22 protein-coding genes are annotated in these 20,143 nt (G+C 41.4%); 9 read left to right on the top strand and 13 right to left on the bottom strand.

Annotated elements, in window-relative coordinates:
* Window positions 1-24: 24 nt before the first annotated feature.
* Together FGG15_RS16695 and FGG15_RS16690 are read right to left on the bottom strand one after the other, a co-directional pair.
* Window positions 25-1,212, bottom strand: coding sequence for a pyridoxal phosphate-dependent aminotransferase (locus FGG15_RS16695; RefSeq protein WP_138838446.1), 1,188 nt, complete (start codon window positions 1,210-1,212; stop codon window positions 25-27).
* A 13-nt stretch (window positions 1,213-1,225) separates the two neighbouring features.
* Entirely contained in the window at window positions 1,226-2,326 is a 1,101-nt protein-coding gene (locus FGG15_RS16690; RefSeq protein WP_138838444.1) for a fatty acid desaturase family protein, read from the bottom strand.
* Between the two features lie 112 nt (window positions 2,327-2,438).
* Between FGG15_RS16690 and rsmG the strand changes: the two genes are divergently transcribed.
* Window positions 2,439-3,080, top strand: coding sequence for a 16S rRNA (guanine(527)-N(7))-methyltransferase RsmG (gene rsmG, locus FGG15_RS16685; protein ID WP_138838442.1), 642 nt, complete (start codon window positions 2,439-2,441; stop codon window positions 3,078-3,080).
* 385 nt (window positions 3,081-3,465) lie between these two features.
* On the opposite strand, the gene FGG15_RS16680 is transcribed toward rsmG, so the two are convergent.
* The 9 genes from FGG15_RS16680 to FGG15_RS16640 all read right to left on the bottom strand — a co-directional run bounded on the left by FGG15_RS16680 (window position 3,466) and on the right by FGG15_RS16640 (window position 11,164).
* Window positions 3,466-4,503 carry a DJ-1/PfpI family protein gene (locus tag FGG15_RS16680; RefSeq protein WP_202619583.1) on the bottom strand — a complete coding sequence of 346 codons (1,038 nt, stop codon included), beginning with the start codon at window positions 4,501-4,503 and terminating at the stop codon, window positions 3,466-3,468.
* A gap of 80 nt (window positions 4,504-4,583) precedes the next feature.
* The gene (locus tag FGG15_RS16675) at window positions 4,584-5,555 is read right to left on the bottom strand and encodes a GlxA family transcriptional regulator (protein WP_138838440.1); all 972 of its coding nucleotides are present in this window, start codon (window positions 5,553-5,555) and stop codon (window positions 4,584-4,586) included.
* 6 nt (window positions 5,556-5,561) lie between these two features.
* Window positions 5,562-5,786, bottom strand: a complete 225-nt coding sequence (locus FGG15_RS16670) for a hypothetical protein (RefSeq protein WP_138838438.1) — start codon at window positions 5,784-5,786, stop codon at window positions 5,562-5,564.
* Window positions 5,787-5,794: 8 nt separating this feature from the next.
* Complete coding sequence (locus tag FGG15_RS16665) at window positions 5,795-6,094, bottom strand: helix-turn-helix domain-containing protein (RefSeq protein ID WP_138838436.1); 300 nt, start codon at window positions 6,092-6,094, stop codon at window positions 5,795-5,797.
* 4 nt (window positions 6,095-6,098) lie between these two features.
* Entirely contained in the window at window positions 6,099-6,434 is a 336-nt protein-coding gene (locus FGG15_RS16660; protein WP_138838434.1) for a type II toxin-antitoxin system RelE/ParE family toxin, read from the bottom strand.
* A gap of 116 nt (window positions 6,435-6,550) precedes the next feature.
* On the bottom strand, window positions 6,551-8,179 hold the full coding sequence (pruA, locus tag FGG15_RS16655) for an L-glutamate gamma-semialdehyde dehydrogenase (protein WP_138838432.1): 1,629 nt from the start codon (window positions 8,177-8,179) through the stop codon (window positions 6,551-6,553).
* Window positions 8,180-8,295: 116 nt separating this feature from the next.
* Window positions 8,296-8,682: a Co2+/Mg2+ efflux protein ApaG gene (apaG, locus tag FGG15_RS16650; protein ID WP_138838430.1), complete on the bottom strand. Its 387-nt coding sequence runs from the start codon at window positions 8,680-8,682 to the stop codon at window positions 8,296-8,298.
* Window positions 8,683-8,686: 4 nt separating this feature from the next.
* Window positions 8,687-9,889, bottom strand: coding sequence for a DUF3667 domain-containing protein (locus FGG15_RS16645; protein ID WP_138838428.1), 1,203 nt, complete (start codon window positions 9,887-9,889; stop codon window positions 8,687-8,689).
* Window positions 9,890-9,919: 30 nt separating this feature from the next.
* Window positions 9,920-11,164, bottom strand: a complete 1,245-nt coding sequence (locus FGG15_RS16640) for a type IX secretion system plug protein (RefSeq protein WP_138838426.1) — start codon at window positions 11,162-11,164, stop codon at window positions 9,920-9,922.
* Between the two features lie 153 nt (window positions 11,165-11,317).
* Here FGG15_RS16640 and FGG15_RS16635 point away from each other — a divergent pair, with 153 nt between their 5' ends.
* From FGG15_RS16635 to FGG15_RS16600, 8 genes are read left to right on the top strand one after another with little or no spacing between them, the layout of a single operon-like run.
* Complete coding sequence (locus tag FGG15_RS16635; RefSeq protein WP_138838855.1) at window positions 11,318-12,670, top strand: Na(+)-translocating NADH-quinone reductase subunit A; 1,353 nt, start codon at window positions 11,318-11,320, stop codon at window positions 12,668-12,670.
* A 2-nt stretch (window positions 12,671-12,672) separates the two neighbouring features.
* Window positions 12,673-13,941 carry an NADH:ubiquinone reductase (Na(+)-transporting) subunit B gene (locus tag FGG15_RS16630; RefSeq protein WP_138838424.1) on the top strand — a complete coding sequence of 423 codons (1,269 nt, stop codon included), beginning with the start codon at window positions 12,673-12,675 and terminating at the stop codon, window positions 13,939-13,941.
* A gap of 2 nt (window positions 13,942-13,943) precedes the next feature.
* Window positions 13,944-14,693, top strand: a complete 750-nt coding sequence (locus FGG15_RS16625; RefSeq protein WP_138838422.1) for a Na(+)-translocating NADH-quinone reductase subunit C — start codon at window positions 13,944-13,946, stop codon at window positions 14,691-14,693.
* Window position 14,694: 1 nt separating this feature from the next.
* Entirely contained in the window at window positions 14,695-15,342 is a 648-nt protein-coding gene (locus tag FGG15_RS16620) for an NADH:ubiquinone reductase (Na(+)-transporting) subunit D (RefSeq protein WP_138838421.1), read from the top strand.
* A 10-nt stretch (window positions 15,343-15,352) separates the two neighbouring features.
* Complete coding sequence (nqrE, locus tag FGG15_RS16615) at window positions 15,353-16,093, top strand: NADH:ubiquinone reductase (Na(+)-transporting) subunit E (RefSeq protein WP_138838419.1); 741 nt, start codon at window positions 15,353-15,355, stop codon at window positions 16,091-16,093.
* A 2-nt stretch (window positions 16,094-16,095) separates the two neighbouring features.
* Window positions 16,096-17,406 (top strand): NADH:ubiquinone reductase (Na(+)-transporting) subunit F, encoded by a 1,311-nt coding sequence (gene nqrF / locus FGG15_RS16610; protein WP_138838417.1) that lies wholly within the window; start codon window positions 16,096-16,098, stop codon window positions 17,404-17,406.
* A 54-nt stretch (window positions 17,407-17,460) separates the two neighbouring features.
* The gene (locus tag FGG15_RS16605; RefSeq protein WP_237561856.1) at window positions 17,461-17,850 is read left to right on the top strand and encodes a Na(+)-translocating NADH-quinone reductase subunit F; all 390 of its coding nucleotides are present in this window, start codon (window positions 17,461-17,463) and stop codon (window positions 17,848-17,850) included.
* A gap of 3 nt (window positions 17,851-17,853) precedes the next feature.
* On the top strand, window positions 17,854-18,855 hold the full coding sequence (locus FGG15_RS16600) for an FAD:protein FMN transferase (RefSeq protein WP_138838415.1): 1,002 nt from the start codon (window positions 17,854-17,856) through the stop codon (window positions 18,853-18,855).
* On the opposite strand, the gene FGG15_RS16595 is transcribed toward FGG15_RS16600, so the two are convergent.
* Together FGG15_RS16595 and FGG15_RS16590 are read right to left on the bottom strand one after the other, a co-directional pair.
* Window positions 18,852-19,619 carry a class I SAM-dependent methyltransferase gene (locus tag FGG15_RS16595; protein WP_138838413.1) on the bottom strand — a complete coding sequence of 256 codons (768 nt, stop codon included), beginning with the start codon at window positions 19,617-19,619 and terminating at the stop codon, window positions 18,852-18,854. The two genes, FGG15_RS16600 and FGG15_RS16595, sit on opposite strands and share 4 nt — an antisense overlap.
* Window positions 19,620-19,732: 113 nt before the next feature.
* Window positions 19,733-20,107: a GxxExxY protein gene (locus FGG15_RS16590; protein WP_138838410.1), complete on the bottom strand. Its 375-nt coding sequence runs from the start codon at window positions 20,105-20,107 to the stop codon at window positions 19,733-19,735.
* Between the last annotated feature and the right edge of the window lie 36 nt (window positions 20,108-20,143).

The following is a 20,143-nucleotide window of genomic DNA, read 5'->3' as shown; positions in this document are numbered from 1 at the left end:
TTATGTTCTTTTTACAGAGGTGGGTTATACAACTGCCTTAATTCGGGCAATGGCTTCTTTTATTTCGTCCACACTGGCCGCATAGGAAATACGGATGGAATTGCCATTTCCAAAGGCATCACCCGTAACGGTAGCCACATTGGCTTCTTCCAACAAATACATCGCAAAATCAGAAGCATTGTCAATTTTCTTGCCGTTCAATGACTTTCCAAAATAGGCTGAAACATCCGGATAAACATAAAAAGCACCTTGAGGCTCGTTGCACTTAAAACCTGGAATGTTATTTAGGAGTTCCAAAATGAGTTTTCGTCTGTTCTCAAACTCGTCTACCATGTATTGAACCCTGCTTGGTGGTTCTAATAGGGCAGTAATAACCGCGCGCTGTGCAATACAGTTGGCTCCACTGGTTACTTGACCTTGCAATTTGTTGCAAGCCCGGGCAATATATGTTGGGGCACCAATATACCCAATTCTCCATCCGGTCATCGCGAAAGCCTTGGCAACCCCGTTTACGGTCACAGTGCGGTCATACATATCTTCAAAACTTGCCATAGATGCATGTTCTGTTACCCCATAGTTAATGTGTTCATAGATTTCGTCACTGACCACAACTATTTGGGGATGTTTTTGAAGCACATCGGCCAAAGCTCTTAATTCTTCCTTGCTATAAATGGAACCGCTTGGGTTACATGGAGAGGAATACCAAAGCATTTTGGTTTTTGGCGTAATCGCCGCCTCCAGTTGCTCCGGGGTCATTTTAAAATCGTTTTCTATGGAAGTGGCAACCTCAACAGGAACCCCATCCGCCAATTTTACAATGTCGCTATAGCTTACCCAATACGGACAAGGCAGAATAACTTCATCGCCTTTGTCCAGACAGGCTTGCGCCACATTATAAAGCGCTTGTTTGGCCCCTGTGGAAACCACAATCTGCGAGCGGTCATAACTGATACCGTTATCCCGTTGGAATTTGGTGATGATCGCATCCTTAAGTTCTACATATCCGTCAACCGGAGTGTAGGAATTGTATCCGTCGTTAATGGCCTGAATGGCCGCCTCCTTAATGTAATCTGGTGTATTGAAATCCGGTTCTCCCAGACTTAAACCAATAATATCTTTTCCTGAAGCTCTCAGCTCACGGGCTTTTGCCGCCATTTCAAGGGTTGCCGAAGGAACTAAACTATTAATTCTTTCAGAAAGTTGGTTGCTCATTGACCTTGCTATTTTACTGAAATTGAAGGGCTGGGTTTTTTCCCAACTCCTTTAAATGTTTGAAGTGCGAAATTATGGCTTTTCGTGTAGTTTTATATTCGTTGTATGGCAAATTGAATTCCCTGGCCGTCTGTTTCACAATTTTGGAAATTTTTGTGTAGTGAATGTGGCTGATGTTAGGAAATATATGGTGCTCTACTTGGTGGTTTAATCCACCGGTAAACCAATTGACAATCCTGTTTTTCGTCCCAAAATTTACCGTTGTGGCAAGTTGGTGTATGGCCCAGGTATTTTTCATCGTTCCATCTTTCTCTGGAAGTGGAGTTTCCGCATCATGGACAATATGTGCCAGCTGAAAAACCACACTTAGGATCACTCCGGCTACATAGTGCATGATAAAGAAGCCCAATAGTACTTGCCACCAAGGAATTTCAACAAAAATCAATGGAAGAACAATCCAAATCGTAGTGTAAATAACCTTAGTGATTACCAAGGTACTCCAATTAATGACCGGATTGGGTAGTTTACCGTAAGAGAGCTTTCTCTTCATATAGCGATACATTTGTTGAAAATCTGTGGTTATGGCCCAGTTGAAAGTCAACAGTCCGTACAAGAAAATGGAATAGTAATGTTGAAATTTATGGTGTTTTTGCCATGCTGCATGCTTGGAGAAACGAAGGATTCGTCCAGCCTCCATGTCTTCGTCGTGCTCGTGAATGTTGGTATACGTATGATGCAGTACATTGTGCTGTACCTGCCAATTGTAAACATTACCTGCCAAGATGTAGATACTGCCTCCCATTAACTTGTTCACCCATTTTTTGGTGGAATAAGACCCATGGTTTCCATCGTGCATAACATTCATCCCAACTCCGGCCATGCCTACACCCATGGTTATGGATAACAATATATAGCCCCAAAATGGTAAGTTTAAGGTCAACATTAAAAAATAGGGAGTCAAAAAGACGGCGAACATCACTATGGTTTTCAAGTGAAGTTTCCAATTACCGGTTTTCTTGATTTGGTTTTCACTAAAGTATTGGTTAACCCGTTTATTCAGTGTTCTAAAAAATTGTGCGGAATCCTTTCTTGAAAACCGTATGGTTTTTTCCATAAAATATTTTTTTATAAAAGTAACTATTAATGTCTTGCAATAGCCACTTCCATTTCTAAACGAAAATTAGGTGCCCAAAAGTATTAATTTTGCCGAAATTAACAGTTAGCAAATGGGCTCAGATTTGATCTTTAACTATTTTACGACACTCACCGAAATGCAGAAAGGGCATTTTCAGGCTTTGGAGGCATTATATCAGGATTGGAACAAGAAAATAAATGTGGTGTCCAGAAAGGATATAGACGAGTTGTATTTACGCCATGTGTTGCATTCACTGGGAATAGCCAAAATCCAAACGTTCAATCCAGGGTCAGCGGTGTTGGATGTGGGAACTGGAGGTGGATTCCCTGGGATTCCCTTGGCCATCCTTTTTCCCGAAGTCCAATTCACCTTGGTGGATGCTATTGGCAAAAAAATACGTGTGGTACAGGAAGTGGTGGATGGACTTCAGTTAGACAATGTGAAAGCCCTGCATACAAGGGTTGAGGACTTGGAGGAACAATTTGATTTTATTGTAAGTAGGGCAGTTGCCGCCATGCCAACTTTTGTCCGTTGGACCAAAGGGAAAATTAAAAAAGACGCTGCGCATGATAGAAAAAATGGCATCCTGTACTTGAAAGGTGGCGACCTGTCAGAGGAACTACAGCCTTATCAAAACGCCCAAGTTTTTGATTTGAAGGATTATTTTTCCGAAGATTTTTTTGAAACCAAAAAGGTGGTGTATTTACCCCAAAAATATAAGGTATCCCATTAAATACTCAGGGTGTCATAATACAGCAGCCTACATTTTTTGGCATAGGCCTTCAAGTATTGCCATATGCTTTCATACCTATCAGCCACCATTTTTCTCCAAATGCGAATCCGTGAAGTCATAATTTGATGGTTTAGTTCCTAAAGATAAATAGATTACATTTACTTTACAATTACTTAACGTTAAATTTACATAATAATTGTTTGACCGAAAAGAATAGCGAAAAGTGGCAGAACAAATCATTTTACCGCTTGACTATGAAATATCAAATTGAGTTGGTCAAAAATAGACTAGATTTTGACTACAATTTGAGAATTATTGGCCATTGCGATTCACAATGACCTTTCCAAAGGTTGTTTAGGTAAATGTACTTTGGTTGGATTGGTAATTACAGCTTCTTGTATACCACCCCATTTTGGGTAAGTGAGTATCCAATAATTTGGTTGGCTTCGTTTCTTTTAAAGTATATGGGTTCACTGTTGACATTGGAGAACATATCCTCACTTTCGTGATATACCGGATAGGGAATTCCATTGATCAGCGCTTGCAGATTTTCTTTTACACCATTATAGGCAACTATAATCTGACTTCCATCCTCATGTTCGTACTTCCCTTCAAATTCGCGGAAAAAGCTTGCATTTGCCAACTGGTTATAAGGACTGTCGTTGGACAAAATCAATCCGTCACCTGGTTTCCAATTGTCGTATTCCATATAGTAGGCCGTACGTTTGGCTGCATTTAACCCTTGAAGTTTGGCTACTAAGTGCAGGGCACCATCAATTCCTGCAGATACCCCTGCCGTAGTGATGACTTTACCATTATCCACAAAGCGCGCATCTTTTTTAACATCGATCTTGGGATATTTCCTTTCCAAGCCGTTTAGGGCGCCGTGGAACGTAGTTGCTGTTTTACCATCCAAAAGGCCTGCCTCTGCAAGGACAAACGCCCCGGTGCATACGGAAAAGTGATATTGAACATTCTCCTGTTTTTGAACCCACTGGATAACATCCTTGTTCTGCGATGCTGCCCCCGAATTTCCGCCAAAAAAGGCTAAAATATCCGCCTTTGGAGCATTCTTAATACTGTAATCTGGAATTACCTTTAGCGTACCTTGGGAAATGATAGGCTCCTGAGTGGCCGAAACGGTAAATACTTTGTATCCAGAATATACAAAAACCTCCATAGGGCCGGCAAAATCAAGAACTTCCACACCGTCCTGTAGATAAAAGGCTATGGTTTTGGACAAATCCTTTCGAATCAGTACCATATTGCAATGTGCACAAACGCCCGGACCATTATGTTCCACTTCATCACAGGAACTGTTGCATGGTGGACAAATGTATTGGGTGGAAGGAATTTGCGAATCTTGGGCAATGCCGTTGGAAATCATAAAGAGTAGCGTGAGAATAAAAAAAGACTGTTTCATTGTTTCTTGTTTGATGATAAAACAAAATTATACCGATATAAGAACTAAAGAAAGGACAACTAGGCGCAGTATCCGGACAATTATCCTTGCCATTCCGAAGGAAGGGAATGCGTATGTTTTTTTAGTAATGACCTAAGTTGATTGCTGCTGCGAAGGCCACAAGCCAATGACGCGGCACTCACTTTGGAGCCATCCGAGAGCAATTGCACAGCTCGCTCCACCCGAAGTTTTTCCAAATAGCTTCCAACAGTGATTCCAGTTACTTTTTTAAACAAACGACTTAGATTTCGTGGACTCATGTGGACATGGGCTGCCAAGCTGTCCAGGTTGGTCTTCTTGGCCAAATTTTGGGCCAAATAATCTTGAACTTGGTGGATTCGATTGTCCAAATGGTTCCGATACTGAAGAAAAACACTTAACTGTGGGTCACTGTCTGTTCTGCGGAGGTAAATAACCACTGCTTTGGCAATTTTGGTGGCAAACACCGGCCCAAATAGTTCTTCCAAGATAAAAAGGGCCAAATCTATTCCGGATGACACACCTGCGCTGGAATATAAATTCCCATCTTTTACGATCAACCGGTCAGCTAGTAGTTTGGATTGTGGAAACCGGTTTTGAAAATCTTCCAAATATTTCCAGTGAGTGGTGCAATTTTTGCCATTGAAAAGTCCTGCAAAAGCCACGATATAGGCACCTGTACATACCGAGCAAATTTGAGCTCCGTTTCTGTATTGATCTTTTAACCAAAGGATGAATTCTTGGTTTTTGGCTGCATAGCCTGGCTCTGCAAAAATCCACCCTTCCAGTCCAGGTATAAAGAGTAGGTCATCTGGTCCCAATTCAAATGCATCATAAGGCTGCAGTTTGCCCAAGGATACCCCTGCACAAGTCACCTCTTCATGGGTGGCTGACATACTCAAAAAGAGATTTTTGATGTTAGCCCCATATAGGGTGGCTTCATAAAATAGATGGGCGGGTCCGGCAAAATCCAGGAGTTGTACTTCCGGAGGAATAAGGAAAAAGGCTCTGTATTTGGGGTTGTTTGTGTTCACAAGGAACTATTTTCCTCGTTGTTTCTCTATTTCGAGCAATTCAATAGCCTTGCTTTGTTCGCTCTGGAGCTCATCATACCCAATAACTTGTCCAATTCTGGAAAGTTCCAAGAAATGAAATCTTAATTGCTGGTACAAGGACTCTTTAATCTGATTTTTAATCTGAACTACCTCTTCGGTTTGAGGCATGCCTTCCAACTGCTTGTAGGTTTTTAATAATTCTGCGTTCATATGCTTGGTTATAAAAACGTCAATCCTATTCTTCGGCCAAGACCTTGTTCAAAAATCCGGATAAGCGTGGAAAGTTGAATATTCCCCTTGGCATTTTCCAATTTGGAGATATAGCTCTTTTTAGTTCCTGCTCTCTCGGCAAGCTGTTCCTGGGTGAGGTTGGCCTGTTTTCTGGCCTCCTTCAACATTTCACTGATAATGAACATTTGGGCACCTTCTTCATATTTGTTGCGATTTTCAGTGCCTATTTTTCCATGCTCATGCTCGATGAGTTCCTCAAAAGTTCGTATGTTCTTGTTTGCATTCATGAGGTTATTGTTTGCTTTCAAAATATTGTTTCATTAGCCCCTTGGCCTTTTCCAATTCTGTTTTGGGTGTTTTCTGTGTCTTTTTTTGGAAACCATTGAAGAGAATTATCAACTTTCCTTCATCAAAGCAACAGAAGATTCTGTATATGTTGGAATGATATTCTATTCTGATCTCATACAATCCCTCGGTACCAGCAATGTGTTTGAGGAACTTTTGGGGAACACGCTCAACCTGTTTGATTAATTCCAAGACGTATTGAATCTTTCCTTTCACTTTGGAATCCTGTCTGCGATAGAAGTCGATAAAGTGATTTTCAAAAAATACAATCTGTCTTGCCACGGCATAAAGTTATCTTAAAAGATAACAATTTGCAAGTTCAAAAGAAATCGGCAGAAAAAAAGTGCCATTTCTCCTCAATGGAAAAGGGCACTTTAAAGTTGATAGTAAGTTAATTTTTAACCTAGGAAAGGATACCTGTAATCCTCAGGGGTTACAAAGGTTTCCTTGATCAATCTAGGAGAAACCCAACGCAACAAGTTTTGCGCAGAACCAGCTTTGTCATTGGTTCCGGACGCTCTTGCTCCGCCAAAAGGCTGTTGTCCCACAACGGCCCCGGTTGGCTTATCATTGATGTAGAAGTTTCCAGCACAGTTTTGAAGTGCTTTGGTGGCCTCTTCTATCGCATAACGATCTGTTGATAAGACGGCCCCGGTCAATGCATATTCCGAAGTGCTATCCACCAATTCCAAAGTTTTGCCCCAATCGGCATCCTCATAAATGTAAATGGTAACCACAGGTCCAAAAAGCTCGGTGCACATGGTTGTATATTTTGGATCTTGGGTCAAAATAACCGTAGGTTCCACAAAATATCCTTTGGATTTGTCATATCCACCACCCGCAATTATCTCGGCATCTTTATCCGCTTTGGCCTGATCAATGTATTTGGCCAACTTGTCAAAAGAACCTTCATGTATCACTGCGGTGATAAAATTGCTCATATCAGCAGGTGACCCTGGTTTGTTAAAGGATGCGATATCGGTTTTAACCAATTCCAGTATCTCATTGGCTGTGGACTTTGGAAGGTATACTCTTGATGCGGCACTACATTTTTGACCTTGGAACTCAAAAGCACCTCTAATGATTGCGGTAGCTACTTGTTCCGGTTTGGCCGTTGGGTGTGCCAATATGAAATCCTTTCCACCGGTTTCTCCAACTATTCTTGGGTAGGTTTTATAGGTATGGATGTTATTCCCAATTTGTTTCCATAATTCCTTGAAAACAAAAGTTGAGCCTGTAAAGTGAAGTCCAGAGAAATCCGAGTGTGAAAGTACGGTTTCGGTAACCATTATAGGATCACCCATAACCATATTGATGACACCATCGGGAAGACCTGCTTCCTTGAATACGTCCATAATTACTTTAGCGGAGAACACTTGACTGTCGCTAGGCTTCCACAGCACCACATTTCCCATCATGGCAGCACTTGCGGGCAAGTTTCCGGCAATGGCAGTAAAATTAAATGGAGTGATTGCATAAACAAATCCTTCCAAAGGTCTATATTCAACACGGTTCCAGATACCATCTGCAGACTCTGGCTGCTCCGCATAAATTTGAGACATATATTCCACATTGAAGCGCAGGAAATCAATATACTCACAGGCGGCATCAATCTCTGCTTGGTGGATGGTTTTGGACTGAGCCATCATGGTGGCAGCATTGATTTTTGCACGATAGGGTCCAGCAACCAAATCGGCCGCTTTCAAGAAAATGGCAGCCCTTTGTTCCCAAGTTAGGTTGGCCCATTTATCACGGGCTTCCAAACCGTTGGAAATGGCTTTCTCCACATGTTTTTTATCCGCAATATGGTATTGACCCACTACATGCGCGTGCTCATGTGGCGGAGACATGCTTTGGGTGTTTCCGGTCCTGATTTCTTCAGAACCTATGTACAAGGGAACATCAACGTTTCCGCTGTAGTAAGTATCATACTGTTGAAGCACTTCTTCTCTTTCCGGTGTGCCAGGAGCATAACTTTTTATAGGTTCATTATATGCTGTTGGAACCTGAAAAAAACCTTTTCCCATAGTGGTATTTTTAAGATTTAAAAATTCCACCAAAGGTAGTAAAAGAAAAAACGATTTACAGATTAATAATTACAGGATATTGTAATTGAATAATTGAAAATTAAAAGCAAGAATTTTTAATTTATGGCAAAAGGAGCGGAAAATTTGAAGGTAGGTATCTCTACTTCAAATTCTTCCGTAGAAGTGAAATTTACCATGTGATAATACCCACGCATGGCGCCAATGGGTGAGGCCAAAAGACAACCGGAACTATAGGTATGGGACTTGCCGGGTTTAATGACAGGTTTTTTGCCAACGACCCCTTCACCGTCCACGGTCTCCATTTCCTTTAAGGCATCAAAAATATCCCAATGCCTGGCTGTAAGCTGCACGGTATCCTGACTTTGATTTTCAATGGTAATGGTATATCCAAAGGCGTAGTGCATTTTATAGTTCTTAAAAAATGTGCCTTCGAAGGTGGTTTGCACCGATACTTTGATTCCTTTGGTAATCTGAGTGAACATAATTCTAATATGTAAAGACGCTTCCTGTCAACAAACCTAACAACACAAACAGTGCCAAAAAGGCAAAAATAGTGTTCAGAAATACGTATTTAATAATTGTCTTTATCCTTCCTTGGCCATAGAACCTTCTCATGGCTTTGTACAGGTAAAATCCGAAAATCAACAAAAAGATACCCGCACTAGCTGTTTTGAAAATAGTATCAATTATTAGGCTAAGGATGAGCAAGATAAATAATAATGACTGGTTGTGAAAACTAAAGATCAGATGATCGGTGTAGGTGTATTTTTTTCTGATGTATACCATCGAAATGAAAAGAGTGAACAACGGAAGAAAGAAGAAAATGACAAAAGGGAGCCTAGAGATGGTCGAATTCACAAAACTTCCCGGTTCACGAATAACGCGCAATAAGCTAGCGGTTGAATTAAATGCTAATCTTGATGAGAACTTTTCTTCCACTCCATATCTGTCTCTAGCTTCTTCAAAATTATTTAAGGTGTCGTGCCGAATCACCTTGGAGAAAAACTCCATCTTTTGGGCAAGTCCACCAACTCCAGATTTGTTTTTGATACTATCAAAATAAGCTCTTGGGTTAGCCAGCATCATGGAGTCTTTATTCGCCTGATTCTGCGCTAATCTTTCGCTAAATACTCCAATGCTATCCAGATATTGCAATTGTGCTGTAGCGGGAACATCACTCATTCCCAGAGAATCCATCCGTTGGAGCGCTTTTTCCGTTTGTTTTCGCATTTCTGTGCTATCCGCAGTAAGTTTTCCCGTTCCTAGATCAAAGGAAACAGGACTTGGATTCATAATATTGCTATTATAATTTTCTGCCGCCTTGTCCCAATTGGAAAAACTATTGTTATAAGTGACCATCAGGAAATACAGAAAGGCCAAACTCAAAAGAAACCTAAATGGATTGGTGTAGGTAATTCGTTTTCCATTAACATAGTCTTTGGTGATGATGCCAGGTTTTAGCAACATCGCATAAAGGGTTTTGAGAAGTTTGGAATCGTAGTTGATCAAACTGGAGAAAAATTCGTCCCAGAAATCCCTTAGAACCAATTTTTTGGTGCTGTTGGCCTGCGAGCAATTGGGGCAGTATTTATCACTAACATCCAGGGGATGACCGCAATTTTTGCACTCTGTGCCCCTAAACTTCAGTTCATACCGGCCTTTGCTGATCAAGCTTGGTTTGTTGCTCATTCCCGTTTTGAGGTTATGGGCTAAAGATAATTAATTGCTGATTGTTCTGGAATTTACCGAACCTATACCGATGATGCTATCATGCATATCACCAAAATCACGATAATAGACTAAAATGAGGTAATTGTTTTCAGTGAAGTGAAAGTTGCCGCCCACATAGTTAAGATCCACAACCCCATCTCCCCGTTCCACCACATATTTATAATTGTAAAAACCTTGCTTTATGGGTAGCGTTAGTTCCATTTTTCCATTATCAGAGTTGAAGGTCATCAAATTTTCCTCTTCCAAGGCATAATTGTTGAACTTCCCAAAGACGTATACTTTATCCAAACCTATTTCATTGGAGTAGGGAAGACTAAAATGGACTTTGGAATATTCTGCCTCCCTGGAAACATCGTCGCCCTGAAGCGTACGAACCACAAAATCCCCATTGATGTCCGGGAAATAGGTGTACGGCTGATCGTGTCTAAACTCGTTGGTGAAAAGATAATGGTGGTACAGGTCTTTAAATTCTACTTTGGAAATGGCAAAAGTGGGAGACCTTAAATCTTTGGTGTCAAAATTCAAAAATTCGTTGCTCCCATAAAAACTGGTTTCCTGGTCGTATTTATAAACCAACTCTGTTCCAAGGGTAAATTGGGGTTGAATATTGTAAAGGGCCGTGGGCCAAAAATGATTTTGGATTATGGCGACCTTAACCTCTTTTTTGGGATTGACAACTGGGAATCCTGCCGTGTTGATGCGAAACTGAACTACTTGTTTCGTATTCAAATATTGGAAATCCCGGGAACGTTTTATGGTGCCTCCAACCCTCACTAAATCTTTGTAGACCACAAACCTCCGCGAAAATTGGAGTTCCCCGTACATATTGTAAATCTCAAGTAGGTAGTTGCCACTGACTTTGAGCCCAACATTTTGGTTGGGTATGGTCAGTCTATAATTGGAATAAGGTTGTAGGGTATTGTAGCTGTTCTCGTAATCGATAATGCGCTGGTTGTCGGTTCCGCTGAGGTATTGCGATTTTAGCAATTGTGAAGGGGTCCAGTCGTAATCACAGTGTACAATCTTAAAATAGTAATCTTGTTCGCTGGCTGTGAGGTCGTCAAACTCCAAGGTCATTTTTTCACCAAGCTGAATAACAGGGAACTGATCCTCCGTTGGGCCCGTAAAGACAACCGTTTTTATGTGGGAAGGTGGATTTACTTCTTCTTGCACCTGTGCAAAAACTCCGGTAACAAAAAAACAACAGCACAATTGTTTGATCAATAAGCGCATATTAGGCCCAAATTTTGGGTAAAGGTAAACAAAAAGTGTGCCTAGCAAATTTAGCTCGATGTAATCCCATTTTTATGGTCAATTATTATGAAAACTATCCTTTTAATGCTAAATTTGCCTGCGATTTTTCATAACACTAAGGTCTACAACAATATGTCTAAAGACATCCGGATTAAGAAAGGGTTGGACATCAACCTTGTCGGGGCAGCAGAACAGACTACTTCCAAAGCCGTTTTAAGCAACGTTTACGCCCTAAACCTAGATGATTTTCACGGAATAACCCCTAAGATGCATATCAAGCAAGGAGCCGAGGTCAAGGCAGGGGAACCTCTTTTCTATAACAAGAACAAGGAGGAAATGCAATTTGTCTCTCCAGTTAGTGGGGAATTGGTAGAAATTGTCCGAGGAGCAAGAAGAAGGATTTTGAGCCTGAAGATTTTGGCAGACAAAACCCAGGAATTTGTACAGCATAAACCGTTGGATTTGGCTGGTGCAGATGCAGAGGCTATCAAGGCATTTTTGTTGCAATCCGGTGCTTGGCCCTTTGTGAAACAGCGTCCATATGACATCATTGCCGATCCGGATGCTACACCCAAAGCGATTTTTGTATCAGGATATACTACGGCGCCCTTGGCCGCAGAGGCAGATTATATTTTGTCTGGTAAAGAGGAGCAGCTTCAAGCCGCCATTACCACTTTAGGGAAGTTGACACCTGGGAAGGTTCATGTTTCCGTAGGAAAATCCGGGAATTCCCCATTGACGCAGTTGGACGGTGTAACCGTTCATAAAATATCTGGACCACACCCAGCTGGCCTTGTTGGGACGCAAATCAATAAGATTGACCCTATTAACAAGGGAGAAGTGATTTGGACCGTATCCCCACAGGACTTGATTATCATAGGGGAACTAATGTTGACAGGCAAGTTCAATGCGGAACGAACTGTAGCTTTGGCGGGTTCAATCATAAAGGCACCTAAATACTACTCCACTAAAATAGGAGCGGAAATTTCAACCTTCTTGTATGCAAGTGGGGTGAACCAAGACAAATACAGGCTGATCAACGGTGATGTGTTGACCGGGTCCAAAACCCATCCGGAAGGCCACCTTGGTTTTTACAATAACACTGTTACGGCCATCCCGGAAGGGGACGATTATGAATTGTTTGGATGGAACAAGCCTGTTTTCAATAAAGTATCTACAACAAGGGCATTGACCTTCTCTTGGTTGCAGCCTAAAAAGAAATACGACCTCAATACCAATACCAACGGAGAGCATAGGGCTTTTGTAGTAACCGGGCAATATGAAGAGGTTTTTCCAATGGATATCTATCCCCTACAGCTTTTAAAAGCATGCATGGTGAAGGATTTGGATGAAATGGAGCAATTGGGATTGTACGAGGTTGCCCCAGAAGATTTTGCTTTGACGGAGTTCATCTGTATCTCCAAACAACCGCACCAGCAAATTATTAGGGAAGGATTGGATTTATTACATCAAGAAATCGGATAAAAATGGGATTGAAAGAAAAATTACATACGTTCAGAGTAAAAAATCAGGATAAAAAGTGGTTTCCTGTTTTTAGCGGATTTCATACGTTTTTGTTTACACCAAATGAAATTACCCACCATGGAACCCATGTAAAGGGTGCCGACGATTTAAAACGTACCATGAATACGGTGGTGATGTCCCTTATCCCTTGTTTGATTTTTGGGATGTTCAATACGGGATACCAACATTATTTGGCTCTTGGGGAAATTGATGCCGTTACCGGAGGCTTTTTTGGTTCCGGTTTTTGGACTTGGGATAACTTCATCCTGGGATTCTGGAAAATATTACCTCTAGTTTTGGTTTCCTATATCGTAGGGCTAGCGGTTGAATTTGTTTTTTGCGTAATTAAAGGACATGAGATAGAAGAAGGTTATTTGGTCACCGGAATGTTGGTACCATTAATTGTACCTGTGGATTTACCCCTTTGGATGTTGGCCGTAGCCGTTGTTTTTGGTGTGGTCATCGGGAAAGAAGTTTTTGGAGGTACCGGAATGAATATATTGAATCCGGCCTTGACCATTAGAGCCTTCTTATTCTTTGCTTATCCCACCTGGATGAGCGGTGATAAGGTCTGGGTACACGGTGCCGTAGATAGCGCTGGTGCTGCAGATGCCATTTCTGGGGAAACCGTACTTGGATTCTTGGCTCAGGGAAATACCACAGATTTAGCCCAGAAATACGATTTGGCGGATATGTTCTTCGGATTTATTCCTGGTTCGGTTGGTGAAACATCCACCTTGCTGATCCTGTTGGGCGGATTGTTCCTGGTTTTCTCAAAGATTGCATCTTGGAGAATTATGTTGAGTGCCGTGATCGGTTCCTTGACAATGGGACTGATCTTCAACGGAATTGTGGCAGCGGAGTGGATTCCTGAATACAGTAAATTCTATAGTTTGATGAGCTTTGAATACTGGCAACATCTGTTGGTAGGAGGTCTGGCCTTTGGTATTGTCTTTATGGCAACGGATCCGGTAACAGGTTCACAGACCAACAGAGGAAAGTGGATTTATGGTTTCTTGATTGGTTTTATGTCGGTGATGATTCGGGTTTTCAACCCAGGATACCCAGAAGGAGTATTCTTGGCTATCCTACTGATGAACGTATTTGCTCCTACTATTGACCACTATGTGGTAAGGGGTAACATCAAAAGGAGAATGAAAAGATTGAAGAATGCAACCATATATCCCAAAGTATCAGGAGAGGTTGAAGCATTAAAAACGGAAACAGTTTAGTCATGGCAGTAAATACAGACAAAAACACCTATACTGTAACATTTGCAACCTTAATGGTAATCATCGTAGGATCCCTGTTAGCTTTTTTGGCTTCAGGACTACGTCCTAGGATAGATGAGAACGAACGCTTCGAAAAGCAGCAGAACATCCTATATGCCATGGGAGTCAACCAAAATGAAGGAGAAGGAAGTGTGAGCTTCATTCCAACCAATATTGTTGAGGAAGAGTTTTCCAAGTATATCAAACAGCAATTGGTAGTGGTAGGTTCTGAAGCCAAAGAAAAGGAGGAATCCTATCTTATTGATATGAAAAAGCAGCTGAACATCATTAAAAATGGCGATGAGGCTGAGTTGCCTCTGTTCATTGGGGAAAAGGATGGGAAAAAATATTACATCATACCCATGTACGGTAAAGGACTTTGGGATGCCATCTGGGGTTTCATTTCCTTGGATGAAAACATGGTAGTACAAGGTGTTGTTTTTGATCATAAAGGAGAAACACCAGGTTTGGGAGCCAACATTAAGCTTCGCTACTTCATGGATGACTTTGTGGGCGAGTCTGTTTTGGACGGAAACCGATACGCAGGTATCGCTGTGGTCAAAGGAAACAACGATCCCTTGAACAACGATAAAGAGGATAATGAAGTGGATGCACTGGCCGGAGCTACCATTACGGGTAACGGCGTGACTGCAATGATCAAGGAAACCTTGAAATTGTACAAACCTTATTTAGAAACAATTAGAACCAAGTAATATGGCGCTACTTTCAAAAAAAGATGCAAATCTAATTTTAGACCCTTTGGCGGATAACAACCCTATCACCATCCAGGTATTGGGTATATGTTCCGCATTGGCAATTACGGCAGAGTTGAAAGCGTCTGTGGTGATGGCCATCTCCGTACTTTTTGTGCTGGGTGTAGGAAACGTGGTCATCTCTTTGCTCAGAAATATTATCCCGTCCAAAATCAGGATTATTGTTCAGTTGATTGTTGTGGCTACTTTGGTAATTGTGGTGGATCAGGTACTGAAGGCCTTCGCTTACGAACTGAGTAAGACCTTGGCCGTATTTGTGGGATTGATCATCACTAACTGTATCATCATGGGTCGTTTTGAAGCGTTTGCCCTAGGTAACGGACCTTGGAAGTCTTTTTTAGATGGAATAGGAAATGCCTTGGGATATGGGGTAATATTGATCATTGTCGGTTTTTTCCGCGAATTGTTGGGTTCAGGAACCCTTTTCGGGATCCCAGTTTTGGGAGACCCCATTGCAAAAACGGGATTGTACGCCACAGGTTATGAAAACAACGGATTCATGATTATTCCACCTGCCGCATTGATTGTGGTTGGAATCATTATCTGGGTACAACGTTCCAGAAACAAAGCATTAATCGAAGAAGCATAAATAGGATATCATGTTAGAACATTTAGAACTTTTTTTCAAGTCAATCTTCATAGATAATATGGTGTTTGCGGTCTTTTTGGGAATGTGTTCCTATTTGGCCGTATCCAAAAAGGTATCCACTGCAGTAGGGTTGGGTGCAGCGGTCATCTTTGTATTGGCCGTAACCGTTCCCTTGAATTGGCTGTTGGATCAATATTTGCTTCGTGATGGGGCATTGGTGTGGTTGGGCCCAGAGTATGCGGATTACAACTTGAGCTTTTTGTCGTTCATCCTATTTATCGCAACCATCGCAACTATGGTGCAACTGGTTGAAATAGTAGTGGAAAAATTTTCACCTGCACTATACAACTCCTTGGGTATTTTCTTGCCGTTGATTGCGGTAAACTGTGCCATCTTGGGAGGTTCCCTTTTTATGCAGGCGCGGGAGATTCCAAGCTTGGGATTGGCCTTCAATTATGGGGTTAGCTCGGGAATAGGTTGGTTCTTGGCCATTTTGGCCATTGCCGCTATCCGTGAGAAAATCAGATATTCCAATGTGCCTGCACCCCTTCGTGGTTTGGGTATAACCTTTATCATTACAGGATTGATGGGTATTGGATTCCAAAGTTTTGGTGGCATGTTGACTGGGGATAACGAAGCTCCGGAACCAACGGAAAATACCACTGTTGAAAGTATTGAAGAAAAAGAAATTGAAAAAGAGATTGAAAACGAAGAAAAAGCAGTCTCGTATAACGACGTTGTAAACAAATAAAGATGATTTTAGCCACAAGCACAGGAGGTACCATTCTAATTACGGTTGTAGCATTTCTAATTTTATTGTTGCTTTTGGTGGCCCTTTTGTTGTTCACCAAAGAGAAATTATCTCCCTCGGGACCTGTAACCATTACTATAAATGGTGAAAAGCAAATAGAAGTAGCTTCGGGAAGCTCATTGTTGACCACGCTGGGAAATCAAAAAGTTTTTTTGCCATCCGCTTGTGGGGGTGGAGGTACCTGCATCCAATGCGAGTGTCATGTACTTTCAGGTGGTGGTGAGGCTTTACCGACGGAAACACCGCATTTCTCCAAGAAGGAGTTAGATCATGGCGCCCGTTTGGCCTGTCAGGTAAAGGTGAAGCAGGATATGGAAATCACGATTCCAGAAGAGGTATTCGGGATTAAAAAATGGCCTGCCAAAGTAGTACGTAACTATAACGTGGCATCTTTCATCAAGGAATTCGTTGTGGAGATTCCAGAGGATATGAATTACAAAGCTGGTGGATATATTCAAATTGAAATTCCTCCATGTGAAGTAAAATATGCCGATATTGATATTACGGCTCACCCAGAGGAGCACGAAACCCCGGATAAGTTCCAGAACGAATGGGATAAATTCAATTTATGGCCGTTGGTTATGAAAAACCCAGAAACAGTGGAGCGTGCCTATTCCATGGCCTCTTACCCAGCTGAAGGTCGTGAAATCATGCTGAACGTACGTATTGCAACTCCGCCATGGGATCGTTCCAAAAATGGATGGATGGATGTAAATCCTGGGGTAGCTTCATCTTATATTTTCAACCTAAAACCGGGAGACCCTGTTACCATATCAGGTCCATTTGGGGAGTTCTTTATCAATGAGTCCGAAGCTGAGATGTTGTACGTTGGAGGAGGTGCTGGAATGGCTCCTATGCGCTCGCATTTATACCATTTGTTCAGAACATTGAAAACCAAGAGAAAAGTTACCTATTGGTACGGCGGTCGTTCCAAAAGAGAGCTTTTCTATATTGAGCACTTTAAAGATCTGGAAAGAAATTTCCCCAACTTTAAGTTCTATATGGCACTTTCAGAACCTTTGGAAGAAGACAACTGGAAAGTCAAAAAGGATATTAATGATGAAGAAGGTGATGGTTTTGTTGGATTTATCCACAATTGTGTAATCGATAATTACCTTGATCACCATGATGCACCAGAAGATATTGAGTTATACTTCTGTGGCCCTCCATTGATGAACAAAGCCGTTCAGAAAATGGGAGAAGATTTCGGAATACCTGACGAGAACATCAGGTTTGATGACTTCGGTGGATAAGGATTAACTGTGTAAGCTCGAGTAAAGTCGAGAGGTAAATAATAAACCAAACCGATGCGAAAGTGTCGGTTTTTTTATATGGGGGAACAGAGAAGACTTACGGAACAGGAATTACACAATTTGGCTATGAATATTGTAGGAAGGGAATTGGAGGCCGACGGTTTTGAATTTTTGGCCATAAACAGCAAACCCAAGAAAAATCCGCAGTATGTATGTTTAAAGAATAAGATTCTGCACTTTATTGTGGTACGCAATGCGAAATATCCAAATAACCCAAGGGAGCATAATCAGGAGTTGATGCGCAAAGTAAAAGATCAGGCCAATAAGTTTGAGGCTAGATGCTATTTTGCTGGAGTTGGCCTTTCCAATGCTGCAAATCAAGAACTTCCGGTTTACCTAAATGAAGAATATATTGTGGACTATCAAGGATTAATAGAGATTTAAGAAATGAAACAAATCGTCGTTGGTATTGGCATATTGTTTTTGGTTGGATGCACCCCAAAAGTCTGGGTTAAAAATCAGTCCGCCGGAGGTGCTTTGGGAACCTCCTATTCAATCCTCTATATTTCAGAGGAGGAATTGGATTACCAAAAAGAAATTGACTCGGTTTTTCAGGTGTTGAATCAGTCGATGTCCACTTATCTTCCATCTTCGGACATTTCCAGAATCAATGAGGGAGATTCTACAGTTATCGTGGATGAGATGTTTCAGGATGTTTTTAAAACATCCAGTGCCATTCATAAAGCGTCTGATGGGTATTTTGATCCAACCGTGGGGGTGTTGGCCAATGCCTGGGGATTTGGGCCGGGAGAACAACTGGATTTGGACAGTCTAAAGGTGGACAGCCTTTTGGCCTATGTGGGTTGGGATAAAGTTCAGTTAAATGATAATGGTACCATCTCCAAAATGCATCCTGCTATCCGCTTTGATTTCAACGCGGTGGCCAAAGGATATGCCATAGACCGGTTGGGAGCAATGCTTGATGCCAAGGGAATCAAGAATTATTTGGTGGAAGTAGGGGGAGAGGTACTTGCCAAAGGAAGGAATTTGGTTTCTGGCAAGTCTTGGTCTGTGGGTATTGATGACCCTCAAGTAGAAGTTGGTCGCCAATTAAAACGGATTGTTTCATTGGAAAATAAGGCCATGGCTTCCTCTGGGAATTATCGCAAATTCCGTGTGGATCCCATAACCGGGGAAAAGTATGTACATACCATCAACCCAAAAACTGGATTTACCAAAAACTCCAGTGTACTGGCAGCCAGCGTGGTGGCCATTACCTGTGCAGAAGCTGATGCCTATGCTACTGCATTTATGGCCATGGATTTAGTGGATACAAAAAAACTGTTGGAATCAGAGGTCAACTTAGAAGCCTATATCATCTATTTGGATGATAATGGGGAGACCAAGGAGTTTATGACCCCTGGATTTAATGCATTGATAAAAAATTAAACCTTCATCACGTAGGGAATGATTTCTCCTTTTGCCAACCTGTACTTATCAATTTCTTCAGCACTTAATTTTTGGGTGAGGTCAACTTCTTCCACCTTAAAACCAATTTTTCGAAGTTTATCAAAATAATCCCTTCCGTAGATACGGACATGATCGTACTGACCAAAAATCCTTGCACGTTCTTTTTTATCGGTAATGGAGTCATCCTCAAAGGTCTTTTCCCTGCTTAAATCTTGTGGAATCTGAAAAACACCCCAACCTCCAGGCTTCATAACCCGGAACAGTTCCTGCATGGCTTTAGTGTCGTTGGGAATATGTTCGAGCACGTGATTGCAAAGAATAACGTCAAAAGCGTCATTTTTGAATGGGAGGTTGCAGATATCAGCTTTTACATCGGCCAATGGAGAATTTAAGTCCGTGGTAGTGTAAGTGATGTTCGTAAGTTTTTTAAACCGTTTGTAAAAGGCTTGTTCCGGGGCAAAATGCAATAGACTCAGATCTTTGCTAAAGAAATCCGTGTGGTTTTTCAAAAATAACCATAAGAGACGATGCCTTTCCAAGGAAAGGGTAGAGGGGGAGAGTACATTTTCCCTAGGACTCTCGTAACCATAGGGAAGAAACTTCTTGAAACTTATACCATCAATGGGGTCGGTATAGGTGCTTCCTCTTAAAAAAAGTGCGATAAGTGGTCGCACCCAATAGCTCAGTTTAATGAGCCATGGTCTTGGGATGAGGTTAAGAAAGAACTTAAATATTTTAGACAATGGTAGCTTTATTTATCGAACCTTCAGGCAGGTAAAACCATCGGTGCAAATTCGTGGACTTCGTGTCAAACTTAACGCTATTGGACACGAATTCCGCAAATTTACACGAATAATTAAAGGATAACTCTTCGATAGATTAAACTATCTTCTCCAAAGTTGACTAACAAACCAAGTTTCATTTTTGAAACGGCCAAATAATTCAAGGTTTGTTTGAGATGGCCTTTTGTAAGGGATTGGATTGCTTTAAGTTCAAGAATGATCTTTCCATCCAACACAAAATCAGCATAGTACTGATGTTTAAGTCGTTTTCCTTTATAATCTATATTGAACTTCACTTCTCTTTGGTATGGAACCCCATTTTCCTTAAGTTCTATTTCCAAAGCATCGGCATAAACGGCCTCACTAAAACCTTTGCCCAATTCGTTATGAACGTCCATACAAAGTCCAATGATGAAATAAGATTCATGTTTATATAATACCTCTGTCATATCAATACAGTTTATTGATTTTAAAGAGGTTGATTT

Origin of the sequence: Flagellimonas algicola (assembly GCF_005937185.1) — a bacterium.
GTDB classification, from domain to species: domain Bacteria; phylum Bacteroidota; class Bacteroidia; order Flavobacteriales; family Flavobacteriaceae; genus Flagellimonas; species Flagellimonas algicola.
Note: the sequence above shows the minus strand (reverse complement) of the source record. Positions and strands in the feature narration are given on the sequence as shown.